We start from the raw sequence: 18,422 nt of genomic DNA, 5'->3' as shown, positions 1-18,422 counted from the left end.
CGCTCGACGGCCCGCCGCGCAGCAGTTGGGGCGCGGCGGGCCGCCGCGCGTACCCGCAGTACAGACTTCAGCGAAGACGAAGCAAGAGGTAGCAACCGTGTCCAGCAGCAACCCCGTCATCGGCGTCCTCGCGCTGCAGGGCGACGTCCGTGAGCACCTGGTGGCACTGGCCGCCGCCGATGCGATCGCCCGCCCGGTCCGCCGCGCCGAGGAACTGGCCGAGGTGGACGCGCTGGTGATCCCCGGCGGCGAGTCCACCACCATGTCCAAGCTGGCCCTGCTGTTCGACGTCATGAGCCCGCTGCGCGAGCGGGTGGCCGCCGGGATGCCGGTCTACGGCACCTGCGCGGGCATGATCATGCTCGCGGACAAGATCCTGGACGGCCGGGACGACCAGGAGACCGTCGGCGGCATCGACATGACCGTGCGCCGCAACGCCTTCGGGCGGCAGAACGAGTCCTTCGAGTCCGGGGTGGACTTCCAGGGCCTGGCCGGCGACCCGGTGCACGGCGTGTTCATCCGCGCCCCCTGGGTCGAGGCGGTCGGTGCGGGCGTCGAGGTGCTGGCCGAACTGCCGGCCGCCGACGGCCCCGACAGCCGCATCGTGGCGGTCCGCCAGGGCAACCTGCTCGCCACCTCCTTCCACCCCGAGCTGACCGGCGACCACCGGGTGCACGAGTACTTCGTCCGCATGGTCGAGGGCGTCTGACCGCGCCGCCCGCCTGCGGGCGCCCGCAGGTCCGCGCCGGCTGCGGTCCGCCGCTTTCGGCGCCGATGCACCCCCCGGCTTGCGACTGGCGCTGACCGAGTGCCAGGTGTCGGTTCGGACACCGGTAAGATCTCCTCTGTTCATTTCCCTTTGGCGACGTAAAGGAGCTGGCGATGTCCGGCCACTCTAAGTGGGCTACCACCAAGCACAAGAAGGCCGTGATCGACGCCAAGCGCGGCAAGCTCTTCGCCAAGATGATCAAGAACATCGAGGTGGCGGCGCGGACCGGCGGCGGCGACCCGGCGGGCAACCCGACGCTCTACGACGCCATCCAGAAGGCGAAGAAGAGCTCGGTCCCGATCGACAACATCAACCGCGCCGTCAAGCGCGGCTCGGGCGAGGACGCCGGCGGCGCCGACTACTCGACGATCATGTACGAGGGCTACGGCCCGAACGGTGTCGCGGTGCTCATCGAGTGCCTCACCGACAACCGCAACCGCGCCGCCTCCGACGTGCGCGTGGCCATGACCCGCAACGGCGGTTCGATGGCCGACCCCGGCTCGGTCTCGTACCTGTTCACCCGCAAGGGCGTCGTCATCGTGCCCAAGGCCGACGGCGTGGACGAGGACAAGCTCTTCGAGGTCGTCCTGGACCAGGACCCCGAGGAGATCAACGACCTCGGCGACTCCTTCGAGATCGTCTCCGAGGCGTCCAGCATGGTCGCGGTCCGCACCGCACTGGTCGACGCGGGCATCGACTACGACTCGGCCGACGCCAACTTCGTCCCCAGCATGCAGGTCGAGCTGGACGTCGACGGCGCCCGCAAGATCCTCAAGCTGATCGACGCCCTCGAGGACAGCGACGACGTCCAGAACGTCTTCGCCAACTTCGACATCAGCGACGAGGTGGGTGCCCAGCTCGACGCCGAGTGAGTTCGGTGACTCTGTCCGGCCCGGTGGTCCCCGCGACCGCCGGGCCGGTGTCGTCGTCGGGGTTGTCGGAGCCGACCGGTAGCCTTCGCAGGTCGGACGAGAGGTGGGGCACGGCGGTGAAGGTACTGGGTGTGGACCCTGGGCTGACCAGGTGCGGCGTCGGCGTGGTGGACGGTGCGCCGGGCCGCCCGCTGCGGATGCTCGGGGTCGGTGTGGTGCGCACCCCCGCCGAGGCGGAGATCGGGCAGCGGCTGCTGCTGATCGAGCAGGGCCTGGAGCAGTGGCTGGACGAGCACCGCCCCGACTTGGTCGCCGTCGAGCGGGTCTTCGCCCAGCACAACGTCCGCACCGTGATGGGCACCGCCCAGGCCAGCGCGGTCGCGATGCTCTGCGCCACCCGGCGCGGCATACCCGTCACCCTGCACACCCCCAGCGAGGTCAAGGCCGCCGTCACCGGCTCGGGCCGGGCCGACAAGGCCCAGGTCACCGCCATGGTCACCCGCCTGCTCCGGCTCGACGCCCCGCCCAAGCCCGCCGACGCCGCCGACGCGCTGGCCCTCGCCATCTGCCACATCTGGCGCGGCGGCGCCGCCGACCGGATCGCCGCCGCGCTCGCCCGCACGGCCCCCGGCCGGCCCCCGGCCGTCCGCCAGGCCCCGACCTTCCACCAGGAGAGCCGCCGATGATCGCCTTCGTCCAGGGCCCGGTCGCCGCCATCGCGAGCGGCACCGCCGTCGTCGAGGTCGGCGGCGTCGGCATGGCCGTCCAGTGCACCCCGAACACCCTGGCCGCACTCCGCCTCGGCGAGCCCGCCAGGCTGGCCACCTCGCTGGTGGTCAGGGAGGACTCGCTCACCCTCTACGGCTTCGCGGACGACGACGAGCGCGCCACCTTCGAGATCCTGCAGGCCGCCCCCGGCGTCGGGCCGCGCCTGGCCCAGGCGATGCTCGGGGTGCACAGCCCGGACGCGCTGCGCCTGGCGATCGCCGGCGGGGACGAGAAGGCCCTGATCGCCGTCCCCGGCATCGGCAAGGCCAAGGCCGCCAAGCTGCTGCTGGAGTACAAGGACAAGCTGGGCGCCCCGCACGGCAGCGTCCCCGCCCAGAAGCCGATCGCCGCCGGGCCCGCGCCGTGGAGCGAGCAGCTGCACGCCGCCCTGGTCGGCCTGGGCTACGCCCCGCGCAAGGCGGACGACGCGGTCACCGCCGTCACCCCCGAGGCCGAGGCGCAGTCGGCCGCCGACGTCGGCGCCCTGCTCAAGGCCGCCCTGCGCACCCTCAACCGCACCCGATGAGCCACCAGGAGCCCGCTGCGATGAGCCCCTACGACTTCGACCCGACGGACCGCCTGGTCACGGCGGCCGCCGATGGCGAGGACCAGGCGGTCGAGGCGGCGCTGCGCCCCAAGCAGCTGGACGAGTTCATCGGGCAGGAGCGGGTCCGCGAGCAGCTCTCGCTGGTCCTCCAGGCCGCCCGCAAGCGCGGCGCCGCACCGGACCACGTCCTGCTCAGCGGCCCGCCCGGGCTCGGCAAGACCACCCTGTCCATGATCATCGCGGCCGAGCTGAACGCCCCGATCCGGATCACCTCGGGGCCGGCCATCCAGCACGCCGGCGACCTGGCGGCCATCCTCTCCTCGCTCACCGAGGGCGAGGTGCTCTTCCTCGACGAGATCCACCGGATGTCCCGGCCCGCCGAGGAGATGCTCTACATGGCGATGGAGGACTTCCGGGTCGACGTCATCGTCGGCAAGGGCCCCGGCGCCACCGCCATCCCGCTGGAGCTGCCCCCCTTCACCCTGGTCGGCGCCACCACCAGGGCCGGCCTGCTGCCCCCGCCGCTGCGCGACCGCTTCGGCTTCACCGGCCACATGGAGTTCTACGCCCCGGCCGAGCTCCAGCGCGTGGTGCACCGCTCCGCCGCCCTGCTGGACGTGGAGATAGACCCGGCCGGTGCCGCCGAGATCGCCGGCCGCTCCCGGGGCACGCCCCGGATCGCCAACCGGCTGCTGCGCCGGGTCCGCGACTACGCCCAGGTCAAGCACGACGGCGTGGTCACCCGGGAGATCGCCGCCCAGGCACTGCAGGTCTACGAGGTGGACGCGCGTGGTCTGGACCGCCTCGACCGCGCGGTGCTGGACGCGCTGCTGCGCCTGTTCGGCGGCGGCCCGGTCGGCCTGTCCACCCTGGCGGTCGCGGTGGGGGAGGAGGCCGAGACGGTCGAGGAGGTCGCCGAGCCCTTCCTGGTCCGCGAGGGCCTGCTGGCCAGGACGCCGCGCGGCCGGATCGCCACCGCCGCCGCCTGGGCCCACCTCGGCCTGACCCCGCCGGCGACGCCGCTCCGCGGTGCCGTACCCGCCCAGCCCGACCTGTTCGGGAGTGCGAACGACGCGGGATGAGACCGGCCGGGCGGAGGGTCGCCACTTTTGGCGGCAGGATGCGATGCTTGGCGTTGTCCGATCAGAGCGGGTCGCCTAGACTCCGCCGGACCGCCCCTCTCACCTGACGGGCCGACGACCACCACAGGCCGCCCAGGCGGGCGGCCCGTAAAGGACTCTGGCTGCTGTGTTTAACCTCCTTCTTCCCATCGTCATGATCGCCGTGCTGTTCATGCTCTTCCGCTCGAACAAGAAGCGGCAGGACCAGGCCGCGCAGATGCGTTCGGCGATGGAGCCCGGCTCGGGAGTCCGCACCATCGGTGGTATGTACGCCCTGGTGAAGGCGGTCAACGACGAGACCGTCGAGCTGGAGATCGCTCCCGGTGTGGTCACCCACTTCACCAAGAGCGCCATTGCGGCCGTCCTCGACCCGCAGGAGTACGACGGGATCATCAACGGTCGCCCCGAGGAGGACGAGCTCGGTGACGACGCTCCCGCCGAGGCCGACCAGGTCGAGGAGGAGGCCGGCGACGCGAAGCCGCTCAGCCTCGACAAGGACGCCCCCGAAGGCGCCACGGGCAAGGGCGGCGCCGACGGCGAGGCTCCCGCGAGCAAGTAACACGACCGGGCGACACCCCCGGCCGTAGCGGCACGAGCCGCGAGCCCACAGAGGACCTCAGGGCCGCCGCGCCCCCGTCCCGGTCCCGCCACAAGCCGGACCGGGCCGATGGGGGCGGTGGCATGGACAGGGAGAAACGAGCAAGGTGGCAACACCAAAGTCGCGCCCGCGCGACGGTTACCCGGGACGGGCCCTGGCCCTGATCCTGGTGGTCACCGTCGGACTGGTCGCCGTCATGTTCTGGACGGGTCACAAGACGCCGCGTCTGGGGATCGATCTCGCCGGTGGCACCAGCATCACGCTGACCGCCAAGTCCGACGACAAGGCCGCGATCAACAAGTCCAACATGGACACCGCGGTCACGATCATCAACAAGCGCGTCAACGCCATGGGCGTCTCCGAGACGGAGGTGCAGACCCAGGGCAGTGACACGATCATCGTCAACATCCCCAATGGCGGTGACCGGCAGGCTGCGATCGACCAGGTAGGCACCACGGCCAAGCTCTACTTCCGTCCGGTGCTGGCCTACGCGCCCACCGGTGTCAAGGCCCCGGCTCCCTCGGCCACCCCGAGTGCGACCGGCAGCGCCTCGCCGTCCGCCAAGCCGTCGTCGACCCCGAGCGGCTCCGCCTCGCCCTCGGCGAGCGCCAGCAAGGCCGGCCGGGCCGTCACCGACGCCCTGAAGGCCGACCCGTCGGCCTCGGCGAACGCCACCCCCTCCGGCCCCGCGAGCGCGAGCGCAGGCGCGGGCAGCACCCCGTCCGCCGCCCCGAGCGCCCCGTCCCCGGCCGACATGACGGCCGCCCTCACCCAGGGCACCGTCCCGCCGGAGCTGCAGCAGCAGTTCACCGCGATGGACTGCTCGGACCCGGCCCAGCAGAAGGACTACCAGACCGACCCGGCGAAGTCCGCGGTCGCCTGCAGCTTCGACAAGGAGCAGGGCGTCTGGAACAAGTTCGCGCTCGGCCCGGTGGCGGTGAACGGCCAGGACGTCTCCAAGGCGCAGGCCACCTTCGACACCCAGAGCGGCGCCGGCTGGCAGGTCCAGCTGTCCTTCAACGACAAGGGCTCCAACGCCTTCGCCTCGACCACCGGCAAGCTGGCCACCCAGCCCGCCCCGGCCAACCAGTTCGCCATCGTGCTGGACGGCAAGGTCGTCTCCCACCCGTACGTCAGCTCCTCGATCACCGGCGGCAACGCGGTCATCTCCGGCAGCTTCACCCAGGACCAGGCCAAGAGCCTGGCCAACGTGCTGAGCTTCGGCGCCCTGCCGCTGACCTTCGACAAGAGCGACGTCACCACCGTGTCCGCCCAGCTCGGCGGCGACCAGCTGCAGGCCGGCCTGATCGCCGGTGCGATCGGCATGCTGCTGGTGGTCCTCTACTCGCTGGTCTACTACCGCGGCCTCGGCCTGATCTCGATCGCCGGTCTGGTCGTCTCGGCGGCACTGACCTACGCGATCATGTCGCTGCTCGGCGCCGGTATCGGCTTCGCGCTGAACCTGCCCGCGGTCTGCGGTGCCATCGTCGCCATCGGTATCACCGCGGACTCGTTCATCGTGTACTTCGAACGCATCCGTGACGAGGTCCGCGACGGCGCCCCGCTGCGCCCGGCCGTCCAGCGGGCCTGGCCGCGCGCCCGTCGCACCATCCTGGTCTCGGACTTCGTGTCCTTCCTCTGTGCCGCGGTGCTGTACGTGGTGTCGGTCGGCAAGGTGCAGGGCTTCGCCTTCACCCTGGGTCTGACCACCCTGCTCGACATCGTGGTGATCTTCCTCTTCACCAAGCCGCTGATCACCCTGGTGGCCCGCCGCAAGTTCTTCGCGGACGGCCACCCGTGGTCCGGCCTGGACCCGAAGCGCCTGGGCGCCCGCCCGCCGATCCGGGGCAGCCGCCGCCGCTCCGCCACTGCAGCCGCGAAGGAGGCCTGACGCCATGTCGCGCTTCGGCAATCTCGGCCACCGTCTCTACCAGGGCGAGGTCAGCTTCGACTTCGTCGGCCGGCGCAAGCTCTGGTACAGCATCTCCGGTGTGATCGTGCTGGTCGCGGCGATCGGTCTGGCGATGGGCCTGCACCTGGGCATCGAGTTCAAGGGCGGGTCGGTCTACACCGTCACCAAGCCCGGGCTGACGGTCTCGCAGGCGCAGGACGTCACCAACAAGATCACCCACGACTCGACCGCCCTGGTGCAGAAGACCGCCAAGGGTGAGGTCAGGATCCAGGTCAGCTCCGAGGAGAAGATCCCCGCGAGCACCTTCATCGAGGGCCTTTCCAAGGACCTCGGCGTTCAGACCAAGGACATCAACGCCCAGGTGATCGGCCCGAGTTGGGGCCACGAGATCTCCCAGAAGGCCCTGCTGGGCCTGGTGATCTTCATGGTGCTGGTGACGGTCTACCTGGCCATCGCCTTCGAGTGGCGGATGGCCGTCGCCGCGCTGGTCGCCCTGATCCACGACCTCCTGATCACCATCGGCGTCTACGCCCTGGTCGGCTTCGAGGTCACCCCGGGCACCGTGATCGGCTTCCTGACCATCCTCGGGTACTCGCTCTACGACACGGTCGTCGTCTTCGACACCGTGAAGGAGAACACCAGGAACATCGCCAAGCAGAACAAGCAGACCTTCAGCGAGGCCGCCAACCACGGCCTCAACCAGACCCTGGTGCGGTCCATCAACACCACCGTGGTCGCCCTGCTGCCGGTCGCCGCTCTGCTGTTCATCGGTGGCGGCCTGCTCGGCGCCGGCACCCTGAACGACATCTCACTCGCCCTGTTCATCGGTCTCGCGGCCGGTGCCTACTCCTCCATCTGCGTGGCCACCCCGCTGTACGCGCAGCTCAAGGAGCAGACGCCGGAGATGCGGGCGCTGGCCAAGAAGGTCGCCGCCCGGCGCGAGGCGGACGCCAAGGCCGCTGCCGAGGCCCCTGCGGACGCCGCCGGGCAGGCCGTCGAGGACGAGATCACGGCGGGTATGGTCGGACAGCGCAACCAGCCGACGGGCCGGTCCCGCTCCAAGGGCCGCTCGTCCGGCAAGCACTGACCCCACGCTGTTAGAGGAACCCCCGTGACCGTTGCCGATCCCGTCCTTTCCGAGCTGCTGAACAGCAGGATCCGGGACGTGCCCGACTACCCCAAGCCCGGTGTGCTGTTCAAGGACATCGCCCCGCTGCTGGCCGACGCCGAGGCCTTCGCGGCCCTCACCGAGGCGCTGGCCGGCCGGGCGAAGGCACTCGGTGCGACCAAGGTGGTCGGTCTGGAGGCGCGGGGGTTCGTCCTGGCGGCCCCGGCCGCGTACGCGGCCGGGCTCGGCTTCGTGCCGATCCGCAAGAAGGGCAAGCTGCCCGGCGCGGTGTACGGCCAGTCGTACGAGCTGGAGTACGGCTCCGCGACGCTGGAGGTCCAGTGCGACGCCTTCGCCCCGGGCGAGAAGGTCCTGGTGGTGGACGACGTGCTGGCCACCGGCGGCACCCTGGGTGCCTCGCTGGACCTGGTCCGGCAGGCCGGTGCCGAACTGGCCGGCGTGGTCGTGCTGATGGAGCTGGGCTTCCTGCCCGGCCGCGACCGGCTGCTGGAGCACCTGGGCGGCGCGCCGCTGGAGACGCTGGTCCTGGTCTGAGCAACACCTCGCAGGGGCGGTGATCACTTCGGTGATCACCGCCCCTGCGGTGTTCCGGCGGGGTCGCCGGGGCCGCTCCACCCGGTCGGACGGACAGCGCCGGGACACCGTTTCCGGGGTGCTCCACCGCACCGGACCCCTCCGCCCGCACCGCGTGGCCGGCACCTCCCGGGCCGGGTGGCGGCGCGATCGGGACCGGGTGGTCGAACGTCGCGCTCCCGGGCTCGGTACCATGAAGATTCACCCCTTCCCGGTCGCGCGAAGGGGAAGGCACCGCGCCCCGAGGAGTGTCCTTGCCCGACGAGGCCCAGCCCACGGCCGAGGCCGCCGCCCCCGAGAACCGGCCCACGCCTTCGGGGGCCACCCCGGTACGGCCGGCGCCGTCCGCGGCATCAAGGCTCTCCTCCTCCGGTGGTATGCGCGCCCGCCTGGCCCGCCTCGGCGGCCAGCGCAGCACCGTGCTCAATCCGGTGCTGGAGCCGCTGTTCCGCACCATCAGGGCCAACGACCCGAAGGCCGACCCCAACCTGCTGCGCGACATCGAGCGCGCGTACGTGGTGGCGGAGAAGTGGCACCGCGGGCAGAAGCGCAAGAGCGGCGACCCGTACATCACCCACCCGCTCGCCGTCGCGACCATCCTGGCCGAGCTGGGCATGGACGCCCCGACGCTGATGGCCGGGCTGCTGCACGACACCGTCGAGGACACCGACTACGGCCTGGAGACGCTGCGCCGCGACTTCGGCGACTCGGTCGCGCTGCTGGTGGACGGCGTCACCAAGCTGGACCGGGTCAAGTTCGGCGAGGCCGCGCAGGCCGAGACGGTGCGCAAGATGGTCGTGGCGATGGCCAAGGACCCGCGGGTCCTGGTGATCAAGCTCGCCGACCGCCTGCACAACATGCGCACCATGCGGTACCTCAAGCGGGAGAAGCAGGAGAAGAAGGCCCGCGAGACCCTGGAGATCTACGCCCCGCTGGCGCACCGGCTGGGTATGAACACCATCAAGTGGGAGCTGGAGGACCTCGCCTTCGCGATCCTCTACCCCAAGATGTACGACGAGATCGTGCGTCTGGTGGCGGAGCGCGCGCCCAAGCGGGACGAGTACCTGGCCACCGTGATCGACCAGGTGCAGGGCGATCTGAAGGGGGCCCGGATCACCGCGCAGGTGACGGGCCGTCCGAAGCACTACTACTCGGTCTACCAGAAGATGATCGTGCGAGGCCGCGACTTCGCCGAGATCTACGACCTGGTCGGCATCCGGGTCCTGGTCGACACCGTCCGCGACTGCTACGCGGCGCTGGGCACCATCCACGCGCGGTGGAACCCGGTGCCGGGGCGGTTCAAGGACTACATCGCGATGCCGAAGTTCAACATGTACCAGTCGCTGCACACCACGGTGATCGGTCCCGGCGGCAAGCCGGTGGAACTCCAGATCCGCACCTTCGACATGCACCGCCGGGCCGAGTACGGCATCGCCGCGCACTGGAAGTACAAGCAGCGCGCGGTGGCCGGCGCCTCCAAGGTCCGTACCGACACGCCGACCCAGGTCCGCAAGGACGACAAGGCCGGGGCCGTCAACGAGATGGCCTGGCTGCGGCAGCTGCTGGACTGGCAGAAGGAGACCGAGGACCCGAGCGAGTTCCTGGAGTCGCTGCGCTTCGACCTCTCCAACAACGAGGTCTTCGTCTTCACGCCGAAGGGCGACGTCATAGCGCTCCCGGCGGGCGCCACCCCGGTGGACTTCGCCTTCGCGGTGCACACCGAGGTCGGCTACCGCTGCATAGGGGCGCGGGTCAACGGCCGGCTGGTGCCGCTGGAGTCCACCCTGGAGAACGGCGACACCGTCGAGGTGTTCACCTCCAAGGCGGAGAACGCGGGACCGTCCCGGGACTGGCTGAGCTTCGTCAAGTCGCCGCGCGCCCGGAACAAGATCAAGGCGTGGTTCTCCAAGGAGCGCCGCGAGGAGGCGATCGAGCAGGGCAAGGACGCCATCGCGCGGGCGATGCGCAAGCAGGGCCTGCCGATCCAGCGCATCCTCACCGGCGACTCGCTGGTCACGCTGGCGCACGAGATGCGCTACCCCGACATCTCCTCGCTCTACGCGGCGATCGGCGAGGGCCATGTCGCGGCGCAGAACATCGTGCAGAAGCTGGTGCAGGCGCTCGGCGGCGAGGAGGAGGCCACCGACGACCTGGCCGAGACCACCACGCCGACCCGCCAGGGCCGCGCGGTGCGGCGCCGGGCCAAGGGCGACCCCGGGGTGATCGTCAAGGGCGTCGAGGACGTCTGGGTCAAGCTCTCCCGCTGCTGCACCCCGGTGCCGGGCGACCCGGTCGTCGGCTTCGTCACCCGCGGCAACGGCGTCTCGGTGCACCGTACGGACTGCGTCAACGTGGAGTCGCTGACCCAGCAGCCGGAGCGGATGATCGAGGTCGAGTGGGCGGCGACCCAGTCCTCGGTCTTCCTGGTGGCCATCCAGGTCGAGGCGCTGGACCGGTCCCGGCTGCTCTCGGACGTCACCCGGGTGCTCTCGGACCAGCACGTCAACATCCTGTCGGCGGCGGTCCAGACCTCCCGGGACCGGGTGGCGATGAGCCGCTTCACCTTCGAGATGGGCGACCCGAAGCACCTGGGGCACGTCCTGAAGGCGGTCCGCGGTGTCGAGGGTGTGTACGACGTGTACCGGGTCACCTCCGGACGGAAGTGATCCGGGCGCGAATCCGCTCCTGATGTGCGCGGGGCCTCCTGTCGGTACAGGCTGGGAAGAGTTGAACCCAGTGGTAGGAGGCCCCATGAACCTCAAGCTGACGACCGTGGCCGCACTGGCCTGTGCCGCTCTGACGGCGGGCGTGGTGGGAGGCGGTGGTACGGCCCTGGCGGCCGCCGCGCCCTCGGCGTCCACTGCTTCCGGGCCCAACGGTGTGGAGAAACTGACCGGCCCCAACGTCGTCCTGGCGGCGATCAAGGCGCTCAAGGCCGGTAACTCCGCCCATGTCGACGGGCGGATAGACGACGGGGTCAACCTGGTGACCTTCAACCTGTCGATGGACGTGGCCGGCAACTGCACCGGTTCCGTGAGCGAGAGCTTCCTCGGCAACTTCCAGGTGGTCAAGGCGGGCAACGACCTCTGGGTCAAGCCCGACCAGGCGTTCTGGCAGGGCCACGGCGGGCAGGCCGTCGCCCAGCTGGTGGGCGACCGCTACCTGAGGACCACCAGTGACAACGTGCAGTTCCTCGAACTCGCCTCGATCTGCGACCTGGGCGCCCTGGCGGACTCGATGTCGCCCACGGGGGTCTCGCTGACCACCGGCTCCGTGGGCACGAGCAACGGCAAGCCGGCCGTGGCGGTCCTGGGCGTCAAGGGTGAGGAGCACGGCACCCTCTGGGTGGCCACCCAGGGCCGGGCCTATCCGCTGCACTTCCAGCGGACCGGCGGGATCGGCAGCGAGACGCTCAACTTCAAGGACTTCTCCGTGCCGGTGAAGAACGCCACCCCGGGAGCCTCCCAGAGCATCGATCTCAACCGGCTCGTCCAGGTGTTCGGGACGAGCGGGTCCCCGGCGGCCAAGACCTGACCCGGTTCACCCGGCAGGTAGCACGGCAGGGGCGCGGGGAACCGCGCGAACGACCATGCGCCTCCACAGAGGGCTGGTCGCGCAGTTCCCCGCGCCCCTGAAGCCGAACCGGTGCCCTGGCGGGCGCGGTGTCAGCCGCTGAACTCCTGCAGGCTCTTCTGGGCCTGGTCCAGTAGTGCCTGCCGGCCCGCCAGCTCGGACTCCAGCTTGGCGACCTTGTTGGCGTTGCCGGTGGCGCGGGCCTTGTCCAGGTCGGCCTGGAGCCTGTCCACGGCGGCCTGGAGGAGGCCGGTCATACCGGCGGCACGGGCCTTGGCCTCCGGGTTGGAGCGCTGCCACTCGGCGTCCTCGGCCTCGCGGACGGCCCGCTCGACCGCGTTGAGACGGCCGTCCAGCTTCGGCCGGGCGTCGCGCGGCACGTGGCCGATCGCCTCCCAGCGCTCGCTGATCTCGCGCAGCGCGGCCTTGGCGGTCTTGAGGTCGGTGATCGGCAGGATCGCCTCGGCCTCGACCAGCAGGGCCTCCTTCAGCTTCTGGTTCTCGCCCTGCTCGGCGTCCCGCTCGCTGAAGGCGGCGGCGCGGGCCTGGAAGAAGACGTCCTGTGCGCCCCGGAACCGGGCCCACAGCTCTTCCTCGGCGTCCCGCTGGGCCCGCCCGGCGGCCTTCCACTGCGCCATCAGGTCGCGGTAGGCGGCGGCGGTGTCGCCCCACTCGGTGGAGGCGGCCAGCGCCTCGGCCTCGGCGACCAGCTTCTCCTTGGCCGCCCGGGCCGTCTCGCGCTCCGCGTCCAGGGTCGCGAAGTGCGCCTTGCGGTGCTTGGAGAACACCGAGCGGGCGTGCGAGAAGCGGTGCCACAGCTCGTCGTCGCTCTTGCGGTCCAGGCGCGGCAGGCCCTTCCAGGTGTCCACCAGGGCGCGCAGCCGGTCGCCGGCCTCCCGCCACTGGGTGGACTCGGCCAGTGCCTCGGCCTCGGCGACCAGCTTCTCCTTGGCGGTACGGGCGTCGTCCTGGGCCTTGGCCCGGGCCGCCTTGCGCTCCGCCTGCCGGGACTCGATCTCGCCGGCCAGGGTTTCGAGCCGCTGGGCGAGCGAGGCCAGGTCACCGACCGCGTGCGCCTCGGTGACCTGCTCGCGCAGGTGGTCCAACGCGACCTGGGCGTCCTTGGCGGCCAGGTCGGTCTTGCGGACGCGGTGCTCCAGGAGGCCGATCTCGGCCTCCAGGCCCTGGTACTTGCGCTCGAAGTAGGCGAGGGCCTCCTCAGGGGAGCCCGCCTGCCAGGAGCCGACGACGCGTTCGCCCTCGGCCGTCCTGACGTAGACGGTCCCCTGCTCGTCGACACGGCCCCACGGGTCGCTGCTCACAGCGCCTCCTCCACATGACGTCGCACCCACGGGTGTGTGGTGCGCGTACGTCGTCCACAGTTGATGTGCGGCGGACCGATGGAGTCCGCCGTCCGAGCCGTCGAGTTGTCGATGCCGAGGGTGACGGCCGACGGTCAGGGCACCCTATACAACAGCAACATAGGCGACCAGCGCCGGTGCTGTCCGCATCCGGGCCGGGCGATTTCCTGCGGCGCCGCCTCCCGAACCGCTCACGCAGGGCCGGGAAGCAGCGCCGGACGGGCTCAACCCTTGACCGTGGCCACCGAGTTGAGCACCACGTTGGCGTTCGGGGCGCCGTCGCCGCCGCCGCCCTGGACGCCGCCGGCGGCGATGTTGTTCAGGACGTCGAGGCCGCCGGTGATCTTGCCGAACGGGGTGTAGCTGGGGGGCAGCTGGGTGTCCTTGTAGACCAGGAAGAACTGGCTGCCGTTGGTGCCGGGACCGGCGTTGGCCATTGCCACGGTGCCCGCCGGGTAGGTCGCGCCGGTCAGGTTCTCGTCCGCGAACTGGTAACCGGGACCGCCCGATCCGCCGGGGTTGGTGGCGCTGGCCGTCGGGTCGCCGCACTGCAGCACGTAGATGCCCTGGGTGGTGAGGCGGTGGCACTTGACATGGTCGAAGTAGTGCTCGCCGGAGAGGAAGGCGAAGGAGTTGACCGTGTGCGGCGCCTTCGCGGCGTCCAGGTCGACGGTGACCTTGCCGCAGCTGGTGTCCAGCGTGGCGGTGTACTTGCCGCCGGTGTCGATCGACATGGCCGGCTCGGTCTTCCACTGCTTGCCGTTCGGCTTGCCGGGCGCCGGGTCGGTGCACCCCTTGACCGGGGTGACGGCCGTGGGGCTCGGCGCGGCCTGCGGGGTCGCGTCCTTGGGCTTGTCCTTGTCGAACACGCCGGCCGCCCAGGCGGTGCCGCCGGCCACCACCAGGACGGCCACGACGGCGGCGCTGACGACGGCGTTGCGGCGCTTGGCCCTGCGCTGGGCCTCGACCCGGCGCTCCATCTGCCGCTCGTACTTGTCGCGGGCGAGCTGCCGCCGCCGCTGTTCGCTGCTGACCACCGGCCGTGTCTCCTGATGTCGTTCCTGCTGATGTCGGATGCGGGAGTCCCGGGAATTCCGGTACGGATCATCGCACCCACCGGCGGCCAAGTGTAGGGACCCCGTCCGTAAGTACGAGATCAACCGGGAAAGTCCGCGGTCACGATTTCCCCGGGTGCCCGAGGACCAACTCACCGCTATCTGGTTCGCAACCGGTGCCGTACCGCCGGTAGGCTGCGGTGAGACCAGCGGTGACGACTCAGCGAAGGCACCGCCACCCGAAGACAAGAGGATCACGCGTGTTCGTCGCCGGATTTCCAGCCGGAGCCTGGGGCACCAACTGCTACCTGGTCGCACCGGCCGCCGGTGAGGAGTGCGTGATCGTCGATCCCGGCCACGAAGCGGCGCAGGGTGTCGAGGACTTGATCCGCGAGCACCGGCTGAAGCCGGTCGCCGTGCTGCTCACCCACGGGCACATCGACCACGTCGCCTCGGTGGTGCCGGTCTGCGGCGCGCAGAACGTACCGGCCTGGATCCACCCCGAGGACCGCTACATGATGGCCGACCCGGAGCGCGCCCTCGGGCGCTCGCTCGGCCGGCAGCTGATGGGCTCGATCACGGTCGGCGAGCCGGACGACGTACGGGAGTTGACCGACGGCAGTGTCCTGGAACTGGCCGGCCTCCGGCTCACCGTCGACCATGCGCCCGGCCATACCGGGGGGTCGGTGACCTTCAGGACGCCCTCGCAGAATGACATCCCTCCGGTGCTGTTCTCGGGCGACCTGCTGTTCGCCGGCTCCATCGGGCGCACGGACCTCCCCGGTGGTGACAGCGCAGCGATCATGCGGTCGCTGGCCCGGGTCTGCCTGCCCCTCGACGACGCCACCGTGGTCCTCTCCGGCCACGGCTCCCAGACCACCATCGGCCGTGAGCGCGCCAGCAACCCCTACCTCAGGCAGGCGGCTGAGAGCGCGGGCTCCGCCGAGAACACAGTCGCTCCGCGACGAGGAATGTGACGGAAGAGAAGTTGAGCACCTTCACCGCCCCCAAGGGCACCTACGACCTGCTGCCGCCCAGCTCCGCGACCTTCCTGGCGATCCGCGAGCGCCTGTCCGCGCCGCTGCGCCGGGCCGGGTACGGCTACATCGAGACGCCGGTCTTCGAGGACGTCAAGCTCTTCTCGCGCGGTGTCGGCGAGTCCACCGACATCGTCACCAAGGAGATGTTCTCCCTCACCAAGCGCGGCCGGGAGGACCTCGCGCTGCGCCCCGAGGGCACCGCCTCGGTGCTCCGCGCCGCCCTCCAGGCCAACCTGCACAAGCTCGGCAACCTGCCGGTCAAGCTCTGGTACTCCGGCTCGTACTACCGCTACGAGCGCCCGCAGGCCGGCCGCTACCGCCAGTTCGCCCAGGTCGGCGCCGAGGCGATCGGTGCCGAGGACCCGGCGCTGGACGCCGAGCTGATCATCCTGGCCGACGACGCCTTCCGCTCGCTGGGCCTGAGCGACTACACGCTGCTGCTCAACAGCCTCGGGGACAAGCAGTGCCGCCCGGTCTACCGCGCCGCCCTGCAGGAGTTCCTGACCGGTCTCGACCTGGACGAGGACACCCGCCGCCGCGCCGAGATCAACCCGCTGCGCGTCCTGGACGACAAGCGCGAGTCCGTGCAGGCCCAGCTCGGCGGCGCGCCGCTGCTGCGCGACTACCTGTGCGAGGAGTGCAAGGCGTACGACGAGCAGGTCCGCGCGCTGCTCACCGCCAACGGCGTGGCCTTCACGGACGACCCCAAGCTGGTCCGCGGCCTGGACTACTACACCCGCACCACCTTCGAGTTCGCGCACAACGGCCTCGGCGCCCAGTCCGCGATCGGCGGCGGCGGCCGGTACGACGGCCTGTCCGAGATGATCGGCGGCCCCGCGCTGCCGTCCGTCGGCTGGGCGCTCGGAGTGGACCGCACCTACCTCGCCATGGAGGCCGAGGGCGTCGTCCTCGACCTGCCCGCCAGCACCTCGGTCTACGCCGTGGCGCTCGGCGAGGAGGCCAAGAACGTGCTCTTCGCCAAGGTGGTCGAGCTGCGCCGGGCCGGCGTCGCCACCGACCTCGCCTTCGGCGTCAAGGGCATCAAGAACGCCATGAAGTCCGCCGACCGTTCCGGCGCCCGCTTCGCGCTGGTGGCCGGGGACCGCGACCTCGCCGAGGGTGTCGTCCAGCTCAAGGACATGACCACCGGCGAGCAGACCCCGGTCGCCCTCGAAGCACTCGTATCCACCCTGAAGGAGAAGCAGCTGTGATCCGCACGCACGACGCGGGCACGCTCCGCGCGGAGCACGCCGGAGCGACCATCACCCTGGCCGGCTGGGTCGCCCGCCGCCGTGACCACGGCGGTGTCGCGTTCATCGACCTGCGCGACGCCTCCGGCACCGTGCAGATCGTGGTCCGCGACCTCGACTCGGTGCACGGCCTGCGCGCCGAGTACTGCGTCAAGGTGGTCGGTGAGGTCCGGGTCCGCCCCGAGGGCAACGAGAACCCGGAGATCCCGACCGGCCGGGTCGAGGTCGTGGTCAGCGAGATCGAGGTGCTCTCCGAGGCCGCCCCGCTGCCGTTCCCGGTCGCCGAGTACGAGCCCGGCACGGTGAACGAGGAGGTGCGCCTGCGCTACCGCTACCTGGACCTCCGCCGTGAGGGCCCGGCCAAGGGCCTGCGCCTGCGCTCCAAGGTCAACAACATCATCCGCCGGGTGATGGAGGAGAACGACTTCCTCGACATCGAGACGCCGTACCTCACCCGCTCCACCCCCGAGGGCGCCCGCGACTTCCTCGTCCCGGTCCGCCTGCAGCCCGGCCACTGGTACGCGCTGCCGCAGTCGCCCCAGCTGTTCAAGCAGCTGCTGATGGTGGCCGGCATGGAGCGCTACTACCAGATCGCCCGCTGCTTCCGCGACGAGGACTTCCGTGCCGACCGGCAGCCGGAGTTCACCCAGCTGGACATCGAGGCGTCCTTCGTGGACCAGGAGGACATCCTGGCCCTCGGTGAGAAGATCATCGGTGCCATCTGGCGCGAGGTGCACGGCTACGAGGTCCCCAACCCGCTGCCCCGGATGACCTACGCGGACGCCATGTCCCGCTACGGCTCCGACAAGCCGGACGTCCGCTTCGGCCAGGAGCTGACCGACCTCACCGAGTACTTCAAGGGCACCGCGTTCCGGGTGTTCCAGGCGCCGTACGTCGGTGCGGTGGTCATGCCCGGCGGTGCCTCGCAGCCGCGCAAGCAGCTGGACGCCTGGCAGGACTGGGCCAAGGCGCGCGGCGCCCGCGGCCTGGCGTACGTGCTGGTGGACGCCGAGACCGGCGAGCTGCGCGGCCCGGTCGCCAAGAACCTCTCCGAGGAGCACCTGGCCGGCCTCGCCGCCGCCGCGGGTGCCAAGCCGGGCGACGCGGTCTTCTTCGCGGCCGGCAAGAAGGTGCCGTCGCAGGAGCTGCTCGGTGCCGCCCGTCTGGAGATCGGCCGCCGCTGCAACCTGATCGACGAGTCGAAGTGGGCCTTCCTCTGGGTGGTCGACTTCCCGATGTTCGAGCCGATCGAGGACGACAAGGGCGAGTTCCAGGGCTGGCACGCGGTGCACCACCCGTTCACCGCGCCGACCGCCGAGTCGCTCGCCACCTTCGACACCGACCCGGGCGCCGCGCTCTCCAACGCGTACGACCTGGTGCTCAACGGTTCGGAGCTGGGCGGCGGTTCGATCCGTATCCACCAGCGGGACGTGCAGAAGCGCGCCTTCGACGCGATCGGGCTCTCCGAGGAGGAGGCGAGCTCGCAGTTCGGCTTCCTGCTGGACGCCTTCAACTACGGCCCGCCGCCGCACGGTGGCGTCGCCTTCGGCCTGGACCGGATCGTCACCCTGCTCGGCGGGTACGACACCATCCGTGACGTGATCGCCTTCCCGAAGACCTCCACCGGCGGCGACCCGCTGACCGGCGCCCCGACCCCGATCACCCCGGCCCAGCGCCGCGAGGCGGGCGTGGACGCTCAGCCCAAGGCTGCGGGCGAGGCGAAGGTCCGCGAGGAGGCCAAGAACGAGGCCCCCAGCCAAGGCTGACCCGGCGTCAGTAGCATGACCCTCCACGGCCCCGGCCCGGTGTGACGACACCGGGCCGGGGCCGGTCCACAGTGGCCCACAACGGCGT

16 protein-coding genes are annotated in these 18,422 nt (G+C 70.9%); 14 read left to right on the top strand and 2 right to left on the bottom strand.

What is annotated here, in order from left to right; translation table 11 throughout:
• Positions 1 to 97: 97 nt before the first annotated feature.
• The 11 genes from pdxT (at position 98) to UK12_RS17055 (ending at position 11,823) form a co-directional block, all read left to right on the top strand.
• On the top strand, positions 98 to 709 hold the full coding sequence (pdxT, locus tag UK12_RS17105; RefSeq protein WP_045303860.1) for a pyridoxal 5'-phosphate synthase glutaminase subunit PdxT: 612 nt from the start codon (positions 98 to 100) through the stop codon (positions 707 to 709).
• Between the two features lie 173 nt (positions 710 to 882).
• Positions 883 to 1,641, top strand: a complete 759-nt coding sequence (locus UK12_RS17100; protein WP_045303859.1) for a YebC/PmpR family DNA-binding transcriptional regulator — start codon at positions 883 to 885, stop codon at positions 1,639 to 1,641.
• A gap of 116 nt (positions 1,642 to 1,757) precedes the next feature.
• Positions 1,758 to 2,327 carry a crossover junction endodeoxyribonuclease RuvC gene (gene ruvC, locus UK12_RS17095; RefSeq protein ID WP_045303858.1) on the top strand — a complete coding sequence of 190 codons (570 nt, stop codon included), beginning with the start codon at positions 1,758 to 1,760 and terminating at the stop codon, positions 2,325 to 2,327.
• Entirely contained in the window at positions 2,324 to 2,935 is a 612-nt protein-coding gene (gene ruvA, locus UK12_RS17090; RefSeq protein WP_045303857.1) for a Holliday junction branch migration protein RuvA, read from the top strand. Before ruvC ends, ruvA begins: the two co-directional genes overlap by 4 nt.
• A gap of 20 nt (positions 2,936 to 2,955) precedes the next feature.
• Positions 2,956 to 4,038: a Holliday junction branch migration DNA helicase RuvB gene (ruvB, locus tag UK12_RS17085; RefSeq protein WP_045303856.1), complete on the top strand. Its 1,083-nt coding sequence runs from the start codon at positions 2,956 to 2,958 to the stop codon at positions 4,036 to 4,038.
• A gap of 166 nt (positions 4,039 to 4,204) precedes the next feature.
• Positions 4,205 to 4,636: a preprotein translocase subunit YajC gene (gene yajC / locus UK12_RS17080; protein WP_197084931.1), complete on the top strand. Its 432-nt coding sequence runs from the start codon at positions 4,205 to 4,207 to the stop codon at positions 4,634 to 4,636.
• A gap of 145 nt (positions 4,637 to 4,781) precedes the next feature.
• Positions 4,782 to 6,566 (top strand): protein translocase subunit SecD, encoded by a 1,785-nt coding sequence (gene secD / locus UK12_RS17075; RefSeq protein ID WP_231591253.1) that lies wholly within the window; start codon positions 4,782 to 4,784, stop codon positions 6,564 to 6,566.
• Positions 6,567 to 6,570: 4 nt separating this feature from the next.
• Complete coding sequence (secF, locus tag UK12_RS17070) at positions 6,571 to 7,674, top strand: protein translocase subunit SecF (RefSeq protein ID WP_045303854.1); 1,104 nt, start codon at positions 6,571 to 6,573, stop codon at positions 7,672 to 7,674.
• Positions 7,675 to 7,698: 24 nt separating this feature from the next.
• Entirely contained in the window at positions 7,699 to 8,250 is a 552-nt protein-coding gene (locus UK12_RS17065; protein ID WP_045303853.1) for an adenine phosphoribosyltransferase, read from the top strand.
• 416 nt (positions 8,251 to 8,666) lie between these two features.
• A complete protein-coding gene (locus UK12_RS17060) occupies positions 8,667 to 10,955 on the top strand; it encodes a RelA/SpoT family protein (RefSeq protein ID WP_045303852.1) in 2,289 nt (762 codons plus the stop codon).
• An 85-nt stretch (positions 10,956 to 11,040) separates the two neighbouring features.
• The gene (locus UK12_RS17055) at positions 11,041 to 11,823 is read left to right on the top strand and encodes a hypothetical protein (RefSeq protein WP_045303851.1); all 783 of its coding nucleotides are present in this window, start codon (positions 11,041 to 11,043) and stop codon (positions 11,821 to 11,823) included.
• Between the two features lie 131 nt (positions 11,824 to 11,954).
• Here UK12_RS17055 and UK12_RS17050 read toward each other — a convergent pair whose 3' ends face one another.
• Together UK12_RS17050 and UK12_RS17045 are read right to left on the bottom strand one after the other, a co-directional pair.
• A complete protein-coding gene (locus UK12_RS17050) occupies positions 11,955 to 13,184 on the bottom strand; it encodes a DUF349 domain-containing protein (protein WP_045303850.1) in 1,230 nt (409 codons plus the stop codon).
• A gap of 263 nt (positions 13,185 to 13,447) precedes the next feature.
• Positions 13,448 to 14,260 carry a peptidylprolyl isomerase gene (locus UK12_RS17045; protein ID WP_045303849.1) on the bottom strand — a complete coding sequence of 271 codons (813 nt, stop codon included), beginning with the start codon at positions 14,258 to 14,260 and terminating at the stop codon, positions 13,448 to 13,450.
• Positions 14,261 to 14,538: 278 nt separating this feature from the next.
• Between UK12_RS17045 and UK12_RS17040 the strand changes: the two genes are divergently transcribed.
• Genes UK12_RS17040 through aspS form a run of 3 tightly spaced genes read left to right on the top strand, consistent with a single transcriptional unit; the run spans position 14,539 to position 18,334 of the window.
• A complete protein-coding gene (locus tag UK12_RS17040) occupies positions 14,539 to 15,255 on the top strand; it encodes an MBL fold metallo-hydrolase (protein WP_045303848.1) in 717 nt (238 codons plus the stop codon).
• Positions 15,256 to 15,266: 11 nt separating this feature from the next.
• On the top strand, positions 15,267 to 16,529 hold the full coding sequence (hisS, locus tag UK12_RS17035; RefSeq protein WP_045303847.1) for a histidine--tRNA ligase: 1,263 nt from the start codon (positions 15,267 to 15,269) through the stop codon (positions 16,527 to 16,529).
• Entirely contained in the window at positions 16,526 to 18,334 is a 1,809-nt protein-coding gene (aspS, locus tag UK12_RS17030; protein ID WP_045303846.1) for an aspartate--tRNA ligase, read from the top strand. The genes hisS and aspS overlap by 4 nt, the downstream gene beginning before the upstream one ends.
• Positions 18,335 to 18,422: the final 88 nt, after the last annotated feature.

The organism is Saccharothrix sp. ST-888 (assembly GCF_000955975.1).
Taxonomy (GTDB): Bacteria; Actinomycetota; Actinomycetes; order Streptomycetales; family Streptomycetaceae; genus Kitasatospora.
Note: the sequence above shows the minus strand (reverse complement) of the source record. Positions and strands in the feature narration are given on the sequence as shown.